This window comes from Novimethylophilus sp. (assembly GCF_036504375.1).
In the GTDB taxonomy this organism is placed as follows: domain Bacteria; phylum Pseudomonadota; class Gammaproteobacteria; order Burkholderiales; family Methylophilaceae; genus Novimethylophilus.
Genome location: NZ_DASXVH010000023.1, coordinates 21046 through 38523, shown reverse-complemented (window position 1 = coordinate 38523; position 17478 = coordinate 21046). Strand labels below are relative to the sequence as shown.

Sequence of the window (17478 nt, the reverse complement as noted above, 5' to 3'; positions counted from 1 at the left end):
CATGGAGCCTGGTGTTTCTCGGCAACAGGGTGGACAAGCAGACCGGCACCAAGACCTTCGCCAACTTCGACCGCGAATACTGGCTGGATGCACGCTATCTGGAAGGCGGCCGGCCGACGGTGGTCAAGCCGGATCCGACCTGGCTGCGCATCTGGAAGGCAAAGAAGCTAGAGATCGCATTGTTTGTGCTGCTGCTCGGCGCGACCGCCACGGTTTATGCGCTGCGCGACAAGCTGGTACGCCGCGCCACCCGCAAGGACACGCGCTGGGTGGACGTTCCAAAATACGCGATATGGGCGAGCAGCGTGGGCTTTGTGGGCTTTTACGGATTGGCCCAGCCAAGCATCACCCATGTGCTCACCTGGCTGCATTCGCTGGTCTACCAGTGGAAATGGGAGCTCTTTCTCTCCGACCCGCTGATTTTCATCTTCTGGTGGTTCATCATCATCATGGTGTTCATCTGGGGGCGCGGGCTGTTTTGCGGCTGGCTATGCCCTTACGGCGCGTTGAGCGAGCTGGCCTACAAGGTAGGCGGTGCGCTCGGACTAAAGCGTTTCCAGTTCCACTTGCCGCTACCCCTGCACAACAAACTCAAGTGGATGAAATACGGCGTTTTTGCACTTCTGGTTGGCGTTTCGTTTTACTCAATCGGTTCCGCGGAAAAGATGGCCGAAGTGGAACCCTTCAAATCGACTTTCCTAGTAGGCGGGGTGTGGCACCGTTCCTGGCCGTTCGTGCTGTACTGGGTAGCCCTGTTTGGTCTGGCGCTCTTTGTAGAGCGGCCTTTTTGCAAGTATCTGTGCCCGCTGGGCGCGGGGCTTGCCATTCCCACCACCTTCCGCCGCATCGGCCTGAAACGGAAGGCCGAATGCGTCACCTGCCACGCCTGCCAAAAGGGCTGCGGATCGCTCGCCATCGACGACCAGGGCAGGATCGACCAGCGGGAATGCCTGCTGTGCCTCGAGTGCCAGATTCTGTATTACGATGACCATAGCTGCCCACCGCTCTCCAAGGAACGCAGGACCCGGACCAAGGCAGGCCTGCCGCTGACGCCGATTTCCCCGCAGGGCTATTTTATCCCGGTGGCGAGCATAGGCCGTGTTCAAAAAAGCGCGCCGAAGAGTTAATCTGCCACGATGAAACGCTTGTTAGCCGGCCTGTGCTGTACGCTGCTGCTCTGCGTCGGCAGTGCCCGTGCCAAGGAGTTGACCGTCCACGCGGGCGAATCCATTGCCGCCGCGGCCCAGCGCGCGGCCAGCGGCGATACCATCGTGGTCGAGCGCGGCCATTATCCGGTGCACCTGGTGATCGTCAAACCGCTCACGCTCAAGGGGCTGAACCGGCCGACGCTGGATGGCGAGCACAGCGGCGACGTAATCCGCGTCCAATCGCCCGACGTCACCATCGAAGGCTTCATCATTCGTAACAGCGGAGCCGATCTCACCGCCCAGAACGCCGGCATCTATCTCGAACCCGGCAGCGACCGCGCCGTCATTCGGGATAATGTCGTCAATTACACGCTGTTCGGCCTGTGGATCGAAAAGGTCAAGGACGTGCAAGTGATAGCCAACAACATCACCGGCATGCGCGACCTGGCCTCGGCCCAGCGCGGCAACGGCATCCAGCTCTACAACAGCCGCGATGCGCAGATCATAGGCAACCACATCAGTTTCACCCGCGACGGCATTTATGTGGATGTCTCCGATCACGCGCTGTTTCGCGGCAACCGTCTGCACCACTTGCGCTATGGCACGCATTACATGAATTCCAACAACAATGTCTGGGAAAATAACGAGAGCTATCTCAACCGCGGAGGGCTGGCGCTGATGGAAGTGCGCAACCAGATCGTCCGCAACAACCGCGCCTGGGGCAACTCCGACCATGGCATCATGCTGCGCACGATCCAGGATTCGGTGATCGAGAACAATATCGTCGCCGGCAATGGCCGCGGTTTTTTTATTTATGACGCGGAATACAATGTGTTGCGCGGCAATCTGGTTATCGGCAATCGCACCGGCATCCATCTATGGGCCGGCTCGATTCATAACGAGGTCGAAGGCAACGATCTCATCGACAATCGTGCGCAAATCAAGTACGTTGCGTCCAGGGACGAGTACTGGGGCGGAAAGCAAGGCAACTACTGGAGCAATTACGTAGGCTGGGACCGCAACGGCGACGGCATCGGCGATGTGCCCTACGAGGCCAACGACCTGGTCGATCGCCTTACCTGGAAATACCCAGCGGCCAAGCTGCTGCTGAATAGCCCGGCGGTGCAGACGCTGCGGCTGGTCGCGCGGCAATTTCCGCTGTTGCGCGCCACCAGCGTGGTGGACCTTCATCCGCGCATGTTGCCGTTCAATAAACACTGGAGCGACTGGCTTGAAAAACAACGTCATTGAGCTCAGAAATGTCTTTAAGTATTACGGCGAAGTGCTTGCCGTAGATGGAATATCGCTTACCGTGCATCGAGGTGAAACCCTGGGCCTGATCGGGCATAACGGCGCCGGTAAAAGCACGCTGTTCAAGATGATGCTGGGACTAATCCCGGCTTCTGCCGGAGAAATCCGGATCAACGGTACGCCGGTGCGCGGAGCCGCGTTCCGCGAGCTGCGCCGCACGATAGGCTACCTGCCGGAAAACGTGGTGTTCTACGACAACCTGACCGGTCTGGAAACGCTGCAGTTTTTCGCTTCGCTCAAGGGCTGCGCCCATGAAAGCTGCCTGCCGCTGCTGGAAAAGGTGGGCCTCGCGCGCGCCGCCAACCGGCGCGTGGACGGTTATTCCAAGGGTATGCGCCAGCGTCTCGGCTTCGCCCAGGCGCTGCTGGGCAAGCCGCGCCTCCTGTTTCTGGACGAGCCCACCACCGGGCTCGACCCAGAGGGTATCCGCGAGTTTTACCAGGTGCTGCAGGAACTCAACGCGCAAGGCCTGACGGTGGTGATCACCTCTCACATCCTGTCCGAGATCCAGGAACGCGTGCAGCGCCTGGCGGTGTTGAAGTCCGGAAAACTGCATGCCCTGGGTACGGTGCAGGAGTTGCGTGAAGAAGTCGATCTGCCGCTCACGATCCGGCTGCGTACCGTAGCGTCCGCAATGGTGGAACATGCCTTGCAAGGCATTGCCGTCGAAGCGCTGGTCGTAGAGGGTCCCAATGTCACGATCAGCTGTCGGCGTCCGGTGAAAATGGCCCTTTTGCGCCGGCTGGCGACACTGGGCGATAGCGTCGAGGATATCGTGGTGAAGGAGCCTTCGCTGGAAGACGTGTTTCTGGGGTATGCAGCATGATAGAACTCGCGCAGATCAGGGTTGTCGCCGCCAAGGAATTCCGCGACCGTATTCGCAACCGCTGGGTGATCGCGGTATCGGTCATATTTACGCTGTTCGCACTCGCCATCGCTTATTTCGGCGCCGCGCAGCAAGGCGAAGTCGGCTTCCGCAGCATCGAAGTCACTATCGCCAGCCTGGTCAGCCTGGTGATTTACCTGATCCCCCTGATCGCGCTGATCCTGGGCTACGATGCCATCGTCGGCGAGCGCGAGCGCGGCTCGCTGGACCTGCTGCTGTCAATGCCGATCACGCGCCTGGAGTTGCTGCTGGGCAAGTTCAGCGGACTGTCCGCGGCGCTAGCCTGCGCCACGCTGGCGGGGTTCGGGCTGGCGGGGTTGCTGCTGGCCGGCCGGATTGATAGCGGCGCGCTTTATCATTATCTCGGCTTCATGCTCAGCGCGATCCTGCTCGGCATGGTATTCCTCAGCCTGGCGGTGATGGTGTCGGTGATGGCCAAGGACCGCGCCCGCGCCAGCGGCGCCGCCATCGCCGTGTGGTTTCTGTTCGTGCTGGTGTACGACCTGGGCCTGCTGGGCGCGCTGGTGCTGTCCGGCGGCGGGTTCGGCGAAGATCTGTTCCCATTGCTGTTGTTGCTCAACCCGGCGGACATTTTCCGTATCCTCAATATTTTCAGCATGGAAGACCTCAAGGTGTTTTACGGCCTCGCCACCGTCTTCCCGGCCAGCCTGTCCAATCCCTGGCTGCTGGGGTCCATGATGGTCGCCTGGATCGTCATGCCGTTGACCGTAGCTTTATGGAGATTCAAATGATTCAGCCTGCATTTGTCCGTTATACCCTGCTGCTGGCTCTTGCCTTCACGTTGGCCGCCTGCAACAGGCAGCCCGCATCCGTCGCACCCCAGGAGATCAAGGCCGGTACCGCCTGCTCGATGGACGGCATGGTGTTGGCGGATTTCCCGGGTCCCAAGGGCCAGATCCAGTATGCCGACGGCGCGCCGGATTTCTTTTGCGACACTTTCGAGCTGTTTTCGATCTATCTGCAGCCGGAACAGAAGCGGCGCATCACCGCGATATTCACCCAGGACATGGGCAAGACCGACTGGGAAAAGCCGCAGGGCCACTGGATAGACGCAAAAACGGCGTTTTATGTGCTGGGCAGCAAGAAAACCGGCTCGATGGGGCCGACGCTGGCGTCTTTCGCGCTGCAAGGCGACGCCGAAGCCTTCGCCAAAAACAATGGCGGCAGGGTGCTGCGCTTCGATCAGGTCACGCTGGACATGGTGAGCCTGAGCGGCGGCGTGGTGCACGATGAGACCATGTAAGGACATCCCATCCCGATGAATATTATTCAAGTCTGGCGTACCTTCAGTGCTGCGCCGCACCGCATGTTCTTCTTCTGCGGCGTGATGCAGGCATTGCTGATCATCCTGTGGTGGCTGGCCGATCTGGCCGGGCGTTTCGGCGGCTTCTACCAGCCCTTCCAGTGGAGCGTCGTACCGCCGGACGCCCATGCTTTTCTGATGGTTTATGGCTTCTTTCCGCTGTTCATTTTCGGCTTCCTGATGACCACCTACCCGCGCTGGATGAACGGTGAGGAAGTCGAGCGCGACTTTTACGTGCCGGCGGCGCTGCTGCTGGCTTCGGGCATTCTGATATTTTATATCGCGTTAATATGGTTTAAATCCTTGCTGATATTGTCAGCGCTGTTGTTTCTCACAGGCTGGGGCGTTGCGCTCGCCGCCTTGCTCGGCGTTTACCTGCGCGCGCAGCACCCCGACAAGCGCCACGCCCATATCACCAGCACGGTGCTGACCGTAGGCTGGCTGCTGGCCGCCGGCTGGTTTATCGGCGAAATGCATGATGTTTCATTTCTCGTCGCCCTGGCTAAAAGCGGCGGCATCTGGGTGTTCCTGTTACCGGTATTTTTTGCCGTCAGCCATCGCATGATCCCGTTTTTCTCCGCCAATGTGATTCCGGATTACCGCATCGTCAGGCCGATGTGGCCGCTGGCGCTGGTGCCGTCGGGAGCCCTGCTACACTGTATTCTGGAACTATCGGGATTGAGCGCCTGGCTGTGGCTGGTCGATCTGCCGATGGCCGCAGTCGCACTCTACCTTACTTTAGCCTGGCGGTTCAGGGATAGCCTGGGCACGCCATTGCTGGCGATGCTGCATGTCGGCTTCGCCTGGCTGGGCGTGGCGCTGTTGCTTAGTGGCGGCCAAAGTCTCGCGCTGCTGGCCGGGCACAGCATCCTGGGCAAGGCGCCGTTGCATGCGCTGACAATGGGATATTTCGCCTCCATGGCGCTGGGGATGATCACCCGCGTCACGCTTGGACATTCCGGCCGCACGCTGGCTGCCGACCGCCTGACCTGGGCACTCTTCCTGGTTTTCCAGGCCGTGATCGCGGTGCGCATCGTCGCCGACCTGCCGGGCATGGGCTTTGTGGCACGCGGATATTTATACATTGCTGCCGCGATGCTGTGGCTGGCTTGCTTTGTTCTATGGGCCTGGCATTTCGCACCGATCTACTGGCGCCCCAGGCCGGATGGCCGCCCCGGCTAGAAATTCAGTTTAAAACCCTTCCGGCCCGGCTGTCCCGACCGCACTCAACGGGTCTTCTTCCGGTACGCCGCCCTGCTTGGCACCGCCACGCTCGGCGTAATAGGCACGCATGATGTCGATGAAACGTTGCGCCTGCGGTGAAAGATAGCGCCCCTTGCGCAACACGATGCCGTAGCTGCGGCGAGGGAAATACTTGGTGAGCGGCATCTTGACCACCTTCTCCTGACCGGTGAGGCAGATATCTGTAACGATGGAGATACCCAGCCCGAGCTCGACATATTTCTTGATGACCTCCCAGCCGCCCGCCTCCAGCGTCACCGTATAGTTCAGGCCCTGTTGCTGGAACGCGTAATCGACGATGCGCCAGGTGGATAAGTGGCGCGGCGGCAGAATCAGCCCGTAAGGCGCGATATCCGCCAGGGTGACGTCGGTTTTGCCCGCGAGCGGGTGATTCAGCGGCGTGATCAGCATCGGGTCGTAGGTCACTACCGGCTCGTAAATAATGTCGTCCACCCCCTCCAGCATCGAACCCACGGCGAAATCGATCTCATCCGCGCGCAGCATGCGCAGACCGTCGCGGCCGGTGACGTTCTGCATTTTCAGGCGGACATTGGGGTGCCCCTGGGTGAAGCGTCGCACCGGTTCCGGCATGATGTAAAGAATCGTCGATTCACCGGCGCCGATGTTCACCTGTCCCGAGTCGATACGTCCGAAAGCCGCGGCAAAAGTCTCTTCCAGCTGGTCGATGCCCTCGACCAGCGGCTGCGCGATCTGGTACAGGATTTCACCGTGCGGCGTCAGCTTCATCGTCGAGCCCAGCCGCTCGAACAACATAACCCCCAGCTCCCGCTCCAATGCCTGCAATTGCAGCGATACCGAAGGCTGGCTCAGGAATAGCTTCTCCGCAGCCAGCGTCACGCTGCCGGTGCGCACCACCTGCTGAAAAGCGCGCAGCTGTTTCATCCGGTTTTTCTTGTAATAAAAATTGGCATTTTGACTCATCGTTACCTCCCATCATTAAGTTTCTCAATACTTTGCATTGAAACAATTGACTCGTCAAACGCCGGTAACAATATTAGCCTCCACTCACCAAAGAGAAATTAATACCTGATAAAAATCATCAGGTTTTTGAAGGGTTCTGTATATGACCAATGTGGTTATCGCGGGGATGTTCATGGCGTTTCTGGGTGTCGGCCTGGCAATGATGCTGGCATTCGCCAGCCGTCGTTTGTACGTCTACGAAAACCCGCAAATCGGCGAAGTGGAGGACATGCTGCCCCACTCCAACTGCGGCGCCTGCGGTACGGCCGGCTGCCGCAATTTTGCCGAGAGGGTGGTGGCGGGAGAATTGAGTCCGGCCAAATGCACGGTCAATGCGCCCGCGCAGAATCAGCTGATCGCCAAGGTTCTCGGCATTGAGCTGGGGCAGGAGGAAAAGCGCATCGCCCGCCTGGCCTGCGCCGGCGGCAAGCACGTAGCCAGCGTGAAGGCACGCTACGACGGCCTGTCTTCCTGCCGCGCCGCTGCGGTGGCCGGGGGTGGAGGCAAGGCCTGCGCCTGGGGCTGCCTGGGTTTGGCCGACTGTGCCGATGTTTGCGATTTTGACGCCATCGCGATGAACCGCTTCGGCTTGCCGGAGGTGAATGCCGACCTATGTACTGCCTGCAACGATTGCGTGGAAATCTGCCCCAAGGATCTGTTCTCGCTGCAACCCGTATCCAACAAGTTATGGGTGGCCTGCAAGAACAACGCGGACGGCGACATCGCCGAGCTGCAATGCGAAGTGGCCTGTACCGCCTGTGGCCGCTGCGTGGTGGATGCGCCGGAAGGCCTGATCCGCCTCGACAACAATCTCGCCGTGATCGACTACGCCCAAAACGCGCAGGCGTCACACAAACCCACCGAGCGCTGCCCGACCGGGGCCATCGTCTGGCTGGATGACGTCAAGGGGGCCTTGCGCGGCAAGGCCGCCAGGAAAATTGTGCGGCAGGAAGCGCTGCCGGTCATTTCGGAATTGTAAGGAGAACACTATGCTGAAGAAAATGCTCAAGGAATTTCACCTGATGGAGCCGGGCGCCGGCGCCAGCAGCGAGGCCAAGACGGTCAAATATCCCGGCGTACGCGACGCCATCGACGGCAATACCGCGGTGATCATGGTCGAGTGCGAGGCCTCGGACGCGGCCGGCGCCTACCCGATCACCCCCTCCACGCAAATGGGCGAGTACTGGTCGGAAGCGGTCAATAATGGCCATGTGAACGCCTCCGGCCGGCCGCTGATTTTCGTCGAGCCGGAATCCGAGCATGCCGCCGCCGGCGTCACCGCCGGCATGGCGATGACGGGCCTGCGTGCGGTGAACTTCACCTCGTCGCAGGGCGCCGCCTTCATGCACGAGTCGCTATATGCCGCGGTGGGCAAGCGCCTGCCCTACGTGCTCAACCTCGGCAGCCGCGCGATCACCAAGGCCACGCTCAACGTGCACTGCTCGCACGATGACTACCACTGCCTGGACGATACCGGCTTCATCCAGGTGTTCGGCCGCAGCGCGCAGGAAGCCTGCGACCTCAACATGATCGCGCGCAAGACCGCCGAGCTGTCGCTGACGCCGGCGATCAACGCCATGGACGGCTTTCTCACCACGCACCTGATTGAACCTGTTTTAGTTCCGGAAAAGGCGCTCATCGCCGAATACCTGGGCCGGCCCGACGACATCATCGACACCCCGACACCGTCACAGCGCCTGCTCTATGGTGAAAAACGCCGCCGCATCCCGGCCTCGTTCGACATCGATAACCCGATGACCACCGGCGGCGTACAGAACCAGGACGCTTACATGCAGGCAGTGGCCGCGCAGCGCCCCTACTTCTTCGACCACATCGAGGACATCTTCGACCGCAACGCGCAGGAATTCTACGAGCTGACCGGCCGCCGCTATGCGCGCGTGATGAGCTACAACATGCAGGACGCCGACTATGTGATCGTCGGCCAAGGCAGCATGTGCATCCAGGCACAGGCGGTGGCGGATTATCTGCGCGAGACGCGCAAGCTCAAGGTGGGCGTGGTGTCCATCGTCATGTTCCGCCCCTTCCCCGGCGATCTGCTCGGCGCCCTGCTCAAGGGCCGCAAGGGCGTGGCGGTGCTGGAACGCACCGACCAGCCGTTGGCAGAAGACCTGCCGCTGATGCGCGAAACCCGCGCCACCATGAGCAAGTGCCTGGAAAACGGAGCGGTCAGCGGAGTTTCAACAAAGGCTAGCGCCTACAAAGATAGCGACAAGCCATACCCGAACTATGCGACCTGCCCCGCTGCGGAAATGCCGCGCCTGTATTCGGGCTGCTTCGGCCTCGGTTCGCGCGATTTCCAGCCGGAGGCAATCATCGCCGCCGTGGAGAATATGCTGCCCGAGGGGGCGCACCGCAAGTTCTACTACCTCGGCATCGACTTCCTGCGCGACGCGCCGGCCAACCCCAAGCAGGAAATCGCCCAGCAGAACCTGCTGGACGCCTATCCGCGCATCGGTGAACTGGCCTTGCACGGCTCCGAAAACCCCAACCTGCTGCCCAAGGGCGCGATTGCCGTGCGTATGCACTCCATCGGCGGCTGGGGCGCGGTAACCACCGGCAAGAATCTGGCGATCACGCTGTTCGACCTGCTGGGCTGGGACATCAAGGCCAACCCCAAGTACGGCTCGGAGAAGAAGGGCCAGCCGACCACCTATTACCTGTCGGCGGCACCGGAACCCATCCGCATCAACTGCGAATACACCCAGGTGGACGTGGTGCTGTCGCCCGACCCCAACGTGTTCAACCACACCAATGCGCTGGCCGGGCTCAAGCAGGGCGGCACCTTCATCATCCAGAGCAACCTCGCTTCGCCCGAAGAAGTCTGGGCGAGTTTTCCAGTCTCGGCTCAGAAATACATCGCCGACAACCAGATCCGCGTGTTCTATCTCGACGCGTTCAAGGTGGCGCGCGAGGAAGCCAGCAACCCGGAACTGCAGCTGCGCATGCAGGGCAACGTGTTCCAGGGCGCCTTCTTTGCCGCCAGCCCGGTGATGCAGAGCGCCAGCCTGACCGAAGACCAGCTGTTCGCCGCAATCGAGAACCAGCTGCAGACCAAGTTCGGCTCCAAGGGCAAGCGCGTGGTGGAAGACAACCTGCGCGTAGTCAGGCGCGGCTTCGCCGAGATCCGCGAGCTCCCCTCCCTGCCGGTGGGCGCGACCCGCCGCAACCTGCCGCTGAAGGGTTCTTCCGCCCTGCCGCTGATGCTCAAGCACATGCCGGAAGGCGATGGCGGCGTGGCCGACGTGCACCGCTTCTGGGAAAGCACCGGCAATTTCTATATCTCTGGCTGCGGCAACGACAACCTCGCCGATCCGTTCATCGGCTTGTCGGTGATCCCCGCCTCCACCGGCGTGTTCCGCGACATGACGCAGATCCGTTTCGAGCATCCGGTATGGATCGCCGAAAACTGTACCGCCTGCGGCAACTGCTATACCGGGTGCCCGGACATGGCGATTCCCGGCCTGGTCAATACGGTGCAGGAAGTGTTCAATACGGCCATCTCCCGCATCGAGCGCACCCGTCCGACGCGTTTCCTGCGCAAGGCCAGCCGTACCGTGGAGAAGAAGTTGCGCATGCTGATCGAACACGATGGCGAGGCGGCCGACGTGAGCAAGCAGCTGGACCTGGCGATCACCGCGACGCTCGCCGAGGCGCCGCAGGAAGAGCACGACAAGCTGACGACGGAATTCGCGATGTTGCGCGAAGCCATCGGCGACTTCCAGTTCTCGATCACCAAGCCTTACTACACCAATAGAGAAAAGAAGGTCAAGGGCTCGGGCGGATTGTTCTCCATCACCATCAACCCCTATGCCTGCAAGAGCTGCGAACTGTGCGTGCAGGTGTGCGAGGACGATGCGCTGAAGATGGTGACGCAGACCGACGAATCCACCGAGCAGCTCCGCCGCGAGTGGGATTTCTGGAGCGAACTGCCGACCACCGCGCCGGAATTCTCACGCATCGACGACCTGAATGAAAAAATCGGCGCACTGGAAACGCTGCTGCTGGACAAGCACAACTACGGCTCCATGGTGGGCGGCGACGGCGCCTGCCTGGGCTGCGGCGAAAAGACCGCGATCCACCTATTCACCTCCACCGTGTCGGCGCTGATGCAGCCTAGGGTCAAGACGCATATCGAGAAGGTGGATGACCTCATTGCCCGCCTGGAAAAGCACATCCGCATGAAGGTGACGGAATCGGTGGATTTCTCCGATACCGACGGCATGATGCGCGCGATCGGTATGAAGGGCGACCTCACGCTGGCCTCGCTGTCGGCCAACCTGACCGAAGGCAAGATCAGCCAGCCGCTCGACCCGGACTGGTTGCGCCGCGTGTCGCAGCTGCTGGATCGCCTGCGCCACCTCAAGCAATGCTACGGCGCAGGTGCGCAAGGCAATCCGCGTTCCGACATGGCGGTGGTCAATTCCACGGGCTGCACCTCGGTATGGGCGTCGACCTTCCCGTTCAACCCCTACCCCTTCCCGTGGACCTCGCACCTGTTCCAGGACGCGCCCTCGGTGGCGATGGGCCTGTTCGAAGGCCATATGGTGAAGATGGCGGACGGCTTCAAGGCGATCCGCGCGGCCGAGCTGGAACTGGCCGGCGCATACGTTCCGGCCGAGCACGATGCTTTCCTCACCCATTTCAACTGGCGCCAGTTCAGCGACGAGGAATGGCTGCTGTGCCCGCCCATCGTGGCCATCGGCGGCGATGGCGCGATGTACGACATCGGCTTCCAGAACCTGTCGCGCATGATGATGTCGGGCGTGCCGATCAAGGTGCTGGTGGTGGATACGCAGGTGTATTCCAACACCGGCGGCCAGGCCTGTACTTCGGGATTCATGGGCCAGGTGGCGGACATGAGTCCGTTCGGCAAGGCCACCCAGGGCAAGCAGGAAATCCGCAAGGAAATCGCGCTGATCGGCATGGCGCACCGTACCAGCTTCGTGCTGCAAAGCTCGATCTCCAATGTGACGCATTTGCTCGAAGGCTACATCGACGGCCTCAACAGCCGCCGCCCCGCGCTGCTCAATGTCTATGCGGTGTGCCCGCCGGAGCATGGCGTGGCCGACGATCTGGCCGTGCAGCAGTCCAAGCTGGCGGTGGAGTCTCGCGCCTACCCACTATTCCGTTACGACCCGGACAAGGGCTCCTCATATGCCGGCAGCGCGAGCCTGGACGGCAATCCGGCGCTGGAAGAAGACTGGCCAACCTACACGCTGGCCTACAAGGACGAGAACGGCAACGAGGCCAGGCTCACGGTGCCGATGACCTTCGCCGATTTCGCGGTGACCGAAGGCCGCTTCGCCAAGCACTTCAAGAAGGCGCCGCCGGAAACCTGGAACGACGACATGGTGCCGCTGGCCGATTTCCTCAAGCTGGACAAGGACGAGCGCGAAGGCAAGTTCCCGTTCATCTGGGGCGTGGATGCCAAGCAGCGCCTGACCCGCTTGTTGGTCACGCAGGACGTGGTGCATTCGTGCGAAGAACGGCTCGGCTACTGGCATCAACTGAAGAGCCTGTGCGGCCTGGATCGTCAGGCGGTGAACGAGGAAGCAATCGCCAGCAAGGCGCGCGCCGAACTGATGCAGAAGTTGAGCGCCAGTCTGGCGACGTTCGGTATCTCGGGTGGCATCTCGGCCGACCTGCCGCAACCTGCCGCGCCGGCGGAAATTGCCGCCCAGGCGCAATCGGCCGACGGCTTCGAGGCCGCCTGGATCGACTCGCCGGAATGCACGGCCTGCGACGAGTGCATGAATATCAACGCCAAGATCTTCGCCTACAACGACCAGAAGCAGGCCATCGTCATCAATCCGCAAGGCGGCAAGTTCGCCGACATCGTCAAGGCAGCGGAGAAATGCACGGCGGGCTGCATCCATCCGGGAACGCCGTGGAACATGGGCGAGCCGGGCGTGGACAAGCTGGTGGCCCGGGCGGCGAAGTTCAATTGAGCATGAGTTGTCGCAGCCGTTCCTTCGCCCTGCCCATCCGGCCGCGGACAAGTTCGGGGCTGCCCCTGCAATCGGCGCGTCTGGAAAAGTTTCTGGCGTGCTGGCGGTGATTAAAGGATAAACATGATTCTCGATTTCTTATTCAAACCGAGTTTTGCGCGCGGCATCCACCCGCCGCAGTTCAAGGAAACTGGCCGCATCGGCATCCGGCGCATGCCGTTCGCGCCCAGGCTGACGGTGCCGCTGTCGCAGCATCTCGGCAAGCCTGCGCGAGCCATTGTGCGTCCCGGTCAGGAAGTGCTGCGCGGCGAACTCATCGCCGAGGCCGACGGCTATGTGTCGGTGCCGGCACACGCGCCGGTAAGCGGCGTGGTGGAAGCCGTGGAACTGCGCCCGACGCTCTCCGGGGAATGGCAGCAGTGCGTCGTCATTCGCGCCTATGAGTTCTCCACGCAGGAAGTGCTGTTCGGCGAACCGGTCGATATCGACACGCTCGATGCGCAGCAGATCGCCCAGGCGGTGCAGGATACCGGCATGGTGGGGCTGGGCGGAGCCGCCTTCCCCACTCATGTCAAATTCGCCGCGCCTAAGGAGTATCCGATCGAGTATCTGCTGGTCAACGGCTGCGAGTGCGAACCGTTTCTCACCGCCGACCACCGCATGATGGTCGAATGGCCGCAGCAGCTGGTTGCCGGCATCCGTTTTGCAATGAAGGGCTGCGGCGCGAAGCGCGCGCTGATCGGCGTCGAGGACAACAAGCCGGACGCCATCGCGGCGATTGAAAAGGTATTGCCGGCCGACGGCAGCATCACGGTGCATGCGGTGCGCACCAAGTACCCGCAGGGCGCGGAGCCGATGCTGATCGCAGCGCTGCTGAAAAAGGAACTGCCGGCAGGCCAGCGCCCCTACCAGATCGGTGTGGTGATGCAGAACGTCGGCACGCTGGCCGAGTTGGGCCGCTTGCTGCCTAAGCGCCAGGGCCTGATCGAGCGCGTGGTGACGGTGGCAGGGCCCGGCATCAGTAAGCCCGGCAACTACCTGGTGCCGATCGGTACGCCGCTGCGCTTCGTGCTGGAATACGCCGGCGCACCGCACGACGCGGTCGAGGTCATTCTCGGCGGGCCGATGATGGGCCGTGCCATCGCCTCGCTCGACGTGCCGGTGACCAAGGCCGTGTCCGGCATCCTGGTGTTCGACCGTTCCGCGATGCAGAAGGAACGCGGCAAGGTGCATCCCTGCATCAAGTGCGGCGAATGCGTCAACGTCTGCCCCAAGGGCCTCAATCCCTCGACGCTGGGCATGCTCGCCGCCAAGCGCGAATACGAACTGATGGCGGAGCGCTACCACCTCGACGGCTGTTTCGAGTGCGGCTGCTGCAGCTATGTCTGCCCTTCCAATATCCCCCTGGTGCAGCAGTTCCGCGTCGCCAAGGACATCGTGCGCGAAAGGCAGGCAGCATGAGCAAACCGACTCTGCAAATCGAGCTGAGAACCGCTCCCCACGTCCACGCGCCGCGCAGCGTGGAAAACATCATGCTCAACGTCGTGCTGGCGTTGCTGCCTATTTGCTTTTTTTCGGTGTGGCAGTACGGGTTGTCCTCCGCCGTTCTGATCTTTACCGTTACCGCGACCTGTCTGGCGACGGAGCGGTTTTTTTCTTCCAAATCCGGCAAGGGCAATACCCTTGGAGACTGGAGCGCGACCATTACCGGGCTGTTGCTCGCGCTCACGCTGCCGCCTTCGTTCCCGCTGTGGATGGGCGTGGTAGCGGGTTTCGCCTCGATTGCCTTGGGCAAGGCGCTGTTCGGCGGACTGGGCTTCAACCCGTTCAACCCGGCGCTGATCGGGCGTGCTTTCGTGCAGGCAGCGTTTCCGTCCACCATCGCTTCCTTCATCCCGGCCTTTGCGCAGCAGCGTTTTGTTGAATTCGCACCCTCCACGCTGACCGCGCCGATGATGATTCCCGCCGACAACGCCGGCTGGATCAAGGCCGCCGCCATCGACGCCTTCACTGGCGCGACGCCGTTGGGACGCTGGAAGTTCGAGAACTTCACCTACAGCGCGCATGACTTCCTGAGCGGCAGCGTGACGGCCGCGGCGGGCGAAACCTCGGCCATCCTGATCCTGCTGTGCGGCGCCTATCTGGCATTGCGCAAGTTTATGGATTGGCGCATTCCGGTGGCGGTGCTGGGCAGCGCCGCGCTGCTGGCATGGGCGCTCCATCTGGCGGTGCCGGCACGCTATCCCGACCCGGCATTCGTGCTGCTGTCCGGCGGCCTGATGCTGGGCGCGGTGTTCATGGCCACCGACATGGCGACCTCGCCGGTGACGCCGCTGGGCGTGTGGATCTACGGCGCGCTGATCGGTGTGCTGACGGTGGTGATCCGCTACTTCGGCGGGCTCACCGAGGGCGTGATGTACGCGATCCTCATCGCCAACGCTGCCGCGCCGCTGATCGAACAATTCACCCAGCCGCGCACCTACGGCGCAACAAAAAAGGTGGCCGAGAAATGACGGACCAGCAGACAACAACTCCAGAATTTACCTCGGCATTCAGCATGATCCGCGCGCTGGGGCTGATCGCCACCATCTGCGGCATCATCATCGTCGGCGTCTACCAGGGCACGCTGGCCGCGGTGACGGCCAACAAGAAACTGGCATTGGAGCGCCAGGTATTCAAGGTGCTGCCGGGCGCCAAGCATGTGGTCGAGTATTTCGCCGCGGCCGGCGGCATCACGCCCGCGGAAGGCCGCGCAACGCCGCCCGACGCGGTCAAGTTCTATGCCGTTTACGGTGTCGACGGCAAGCTTGTCGGCATCGCCGCCGAGGCATCATCCGCCGGCTACGCCGACCAGGTGCGAGTGCTGTACGGTTTTGATGCCGCCAAGCAGGCCATCGTCGGCATCGGCGTGGTGTCTATGAGGGAGACGCCGGGCATAGGCGACAAAATTCTCACCGACGAAGCCTTTCTCAAGAACTTTCAGGCGCTGGACGTGCGTCTGGGTGCCGACATGCAGGCGCTGGCCAACGCGGTGAAGACCGTCAAGCACGGAGCCAAGACCCACCCTTGGGAAATCGACGCCATTTCCGGCGCCACGGTGACATCCAAGGCGGTAGGACGCGGCATCAACCAGTCCGCGCAGGCGCTCTTGCCCAGGCTCGTTCCCCACCTCGACCAATTGAGGAAGCAACCATGACCACCCTCGACAAAAAACAGCCATCCAATATGGACGAACTGCTGGACGGCCTGTGGAAGCAGAACCCGATTTTCGTGATGGTGCTGGGCATGTGCCCGACGCTGGCGGTGACGGTGTCCGCGGTCAATTCCATCTCGATGGGGCTGGCCACCACTTTCGTGCTGGCGGCCTCGTGCCTGCTGGTGTCGATGCTGCGCAACGCCATTCCCAAGGAAGTGCGCATCGCCAGCTACATCGTCATCATAGCCACCTTCGTCACCGTGGTGGACTACGCGATCCAGGCCATCAGCCTCGACTTGTACGAGGCGCTGGGCGCCTACATCAAGCTCATCGTCGCCAACTGCATCCTGCTGGGCCGTGCCGAAGCGCATGCCGCCAAGACGCCGCCGATTCCCGCCACGCTCAACGCCTTCGGCATGGGCATCGGCTTCACTATCGGTTTATTGGCGATCGGCGGCGTGCGCGAGATTCTCGGCGCCGGCAAGCTGTTCGGCATCTCGCTGTTCGGTGCGCACTTCCAGCCCTGGGTGGTGATGGTGTTGCCGCCCGGCGGTTTCTTCGTGCTGGCGGGCTGGCTGATCCTGTTTGCCTGGTTCAAGCAGCGCAAGCCCAAACAGGATGCAACCCCCACGCCGTCCGCTGAAGGAGTCAAGGCATGAACCACGATACCGTAGCACAGATACTGCTCACCACCATCCTGCCGGGCAATTTCGTGCTGGCGATGTTTCTCGGCATGTGCCCGTTCCTGGGGGTGTCGCAGAAGCTTTCCACGGCATTCCCGATGGGACTGGCAACCGCCTTCGTCATTCTGGTGGCGTCGCTCTCGGCCTATTTTCTCAACATCGTACTGGTTTACTTTCATCTGGAATTCCTCAGCGTGATCACCTTCATCACCGTCATCGCCGGCGCGGTGCAGCTGGTGGAAATGTTCGTGAAGAAATTTTTCCCGGAGCTGTTCCGTGCGCTGGGCATATACCTGCCGCTGATCACCACCAACTGCGCGGTACTGGGCGTGGCCTTGTTCCAGACCGCGCGCCAGTACGATTTCATGCAGTCCATGGCCTACAGCATCGGCGGCGGCGCCGGCTTCACGCTGGCCCTGGTGCTGATGGCGGGCCTGCGCGAACGCCTGCAGCTCGCCAACGTCCCAGGCCTGGTGCAGGGCGCCGCACTGAGCCTGATGGTGGGCGGCCTGCTGTCGCTGTCTTTCATGGGATTTGCCGGAATCGGAGGTGGGGAATGATTTACATAGTCAGCATAGTGTTGCTCGTGCTCATGATGTTGTTGTGGATCGTCGTGCAGGCGGCGGCCCATCGTTTCGCCGAGCGCCATCCAGAATTCGGCCCGGCACGCGAAATGGGCCATGGCTGCGGTGCCTGCGTAGGCACCTGCGAAGGTCGCTGCGAAGATGACGATTAATC

At 61.7% G+C, this 17478-nt stretch carries 15 protein-coding genes; 14 read left to right on the top strand and 1 reads right to left on the bottom strand.

Translation table 11 applies throughout. The annotated features are described in order from the left end of the window. From VGK14_RS02255 to VGK14_RS02230, 6 genes are all read left to right on the top strand, one after another. The coding region (locus VGK14_RS02255; protein WP_331507305.1) for a 4Fe-4S binding protein at positions 1 to 1127 on the top strand (1127 nt) is incomplete at its 5' end. Between the two features lie 9 nt (positions 1128 to 1136). Continuing rightward, positions 1137 to 2399: a nitrous oxide reductase family maturation protein NosD gene (locus VGK14_RS02250; protein ID WP_331507304.1), complete on the top strand. Its 1263-nt coding sequence runs from the start codon at positions 1137 to 1139 to the stop codon at positions 2397 to 2399. Beyond that, positions 2380 to 3285 carry an ABC transporter ATP-binding protein gene (locus tag VGK14_RS02245; protein WP_331507303.1) on the top strand — a complete coding sequence of 302 codons (906 nt, stop codon included), beginning with the start codon at positions 2380 to 2382 and terminating at the stop codon, positions 3283 to 3285. Before VGK14_RS02250 ends, VGK14_RS02245 begins: the two co-directional genes overlap by 20 nt. Continuing rightward, positions 3282 to 4097: an ABC transporter permease gene (locus tag VGK14_RS02240; RefSeq protein WP_331507302.1), complete on the top strand. Its 816-nt coding sequence runs from the start codon at positions 3282 to 3284 to the stop codon at positions 4095 to 4097. The genes VGK14_RS02245 and VGK14_RS02240 overlap by 4 nt, the downstream gene beginning before the upstream one ends. Next, on the top strand, positions 4094 to 4609 hold the full coding sequence (locus VGK14_RS02235; RefSeq protein WP_331507301.1) for a nitrous oxide reductase accessory protein NosL: 516 nt from the start codon (positions 4094 to 4096) through the stop codon (positions 4607 to 4609). Before VGK14_RS02240 ends, VGK14_RS02235 begins: the two co-directional genes overlap by 4 nt. A 15-nt stretch (positions 4610 to 4624) precedes the next feature. Next, positions 4625 to 5851: an NnrS family protein gene (locus tag VGK14_RS02230; protein WP_331507300.1), complete on the top strand. Its 1227-nt coding sequence runs from the start codon at positions 4625 to 4627 to the stop codon at positions 5849 to 5851. Between the two features lie 9 nt (positions 5852 to 5860). Here the strand turns inward: VGK14_RS02230 and VGK14_RS02225 are convergent, their stop codons facing one another. After that, complete coding sequence (locus VGK14_RS02225; RefSeq protein WP_331507299.1) at positions 5861 to 6853, bottom strand: LysR family transcriptional regulator; 993 nt, start codon at positions 6851 to 6853, stop codon at positions 5861 to 5863. A 142-nt stretch (positions 6854 to 6995) separates the two neighbouring features. On the opposite strand from VGK14_RS02225, the gene VGK14_RS02220 reads away from it, so the two are divergent. From VGK14_RS02220 to VGK14_RS02185, 8 genes are all read left to right on the top strand, one after another. After that, entirely contained in the window at positions 6996 to 7871 is an 876-nt protein-coding gene (locus VGK14_RS02220) for a (Fe-S)-binding protein (protein ID WP_331507298.1), read from the top strand. 10 nt (positions 7872 to 7881) lie between these two features. Continuing rightward, positions 7882 to 12861, top strand: a complete 4980-nt coding sequence (locus VGK14_RS02215; protein ID WP_331507297.1) for a 2-oxoacid:acceptor oxidoreductase family protein — start codon at positions 7882 to 7884, stop codon at positions 12859 to 12861. A 123-nt stretch (positions 12862 to 12984) separates the two neighbouring features. Further along, positions 12985 to 14322 carry an electron transport complex subunit RsxC gene (gene rsxC, locus VGK14_RS02210; RefSeq protein WP_331507296.1) on the top strand — a complete coding sequence of 446 codons (1338 nt, stop codon included), beginning with the start codon at positions 12985 to 12987 and terminating at the stop codon, positions 14320 to 14322. Beyond that, the gene (locus VGK14_RS02205; protein WP_331507295.1) at positions 14319 to 15374 is read left to right on the top strand and encodes an RnfABCDGE type electron transport complex subunit D; all 1056 of its coding nucleotides are present in this window, start codon (positions 14319 to 14321) and stop codon (positions 15372 to 15374) included. The genes rsxC and VGK14_RS02205 overlap by 4 nt, the downstream gene beginning before the upstream one ends. Next, positions 15371 to 16057, top strand: a complete 687-nt coding sequence (locus VGK14_RS02200; RefSeq protein WP_331507294.1) for an FMN-binding protein — start codon at positions 15371 to 15373, stop codon at positions 16055 to 16057. Before VGK14_RS02205 ends, VGK14_RS02200 begins: the two co-directional genes overlap by 4 nt. Further along, complete coding sequence (locus tag VGK14_RS02195) at positions 16054 to 16716, top strand: electron transport complex subunit E (protein WP_331507293.1); 663 nt, start codon at positions 16054 to 16056, stop codon at positions 16714 to 16716. Before VGK14_RS02200 ends, VGK14_RS02195 begins: the two co-directional genes overlap by 4 nt. Then, positions 16713 to 17300, top strand: a complete 588-nt coding sequence (locus VGK14_RS02190) for an electron transport complex protein RnfA (RefSeq protein WP_331507292.1) — start codon at positions 16713 to 16715, stop codon at positions 17298 to 17300. Before VGK14_RS02195 ends, VGK14_RS02190 begins: the two co-directional genes overlap by 4 nt. Beyond that, positions 17297 to 17476 (top strand): chemotaxis protein, encoded by a 180-nt coding sequence (locus VGK14_RS02185; RefSeq protein WP_331507291.1) that lies wholly within the window; start codon positions 17297 to 17299, stop codon positions 17474 to 17476. The genes VGK14_RS02190 and VGK14_RS02185 overlap by 4 nt, the downstream gene beginning before the upstream one ends. The last annotated feature ends 2 nt before the right edge of the window (positions 17477 to 17478 follow it).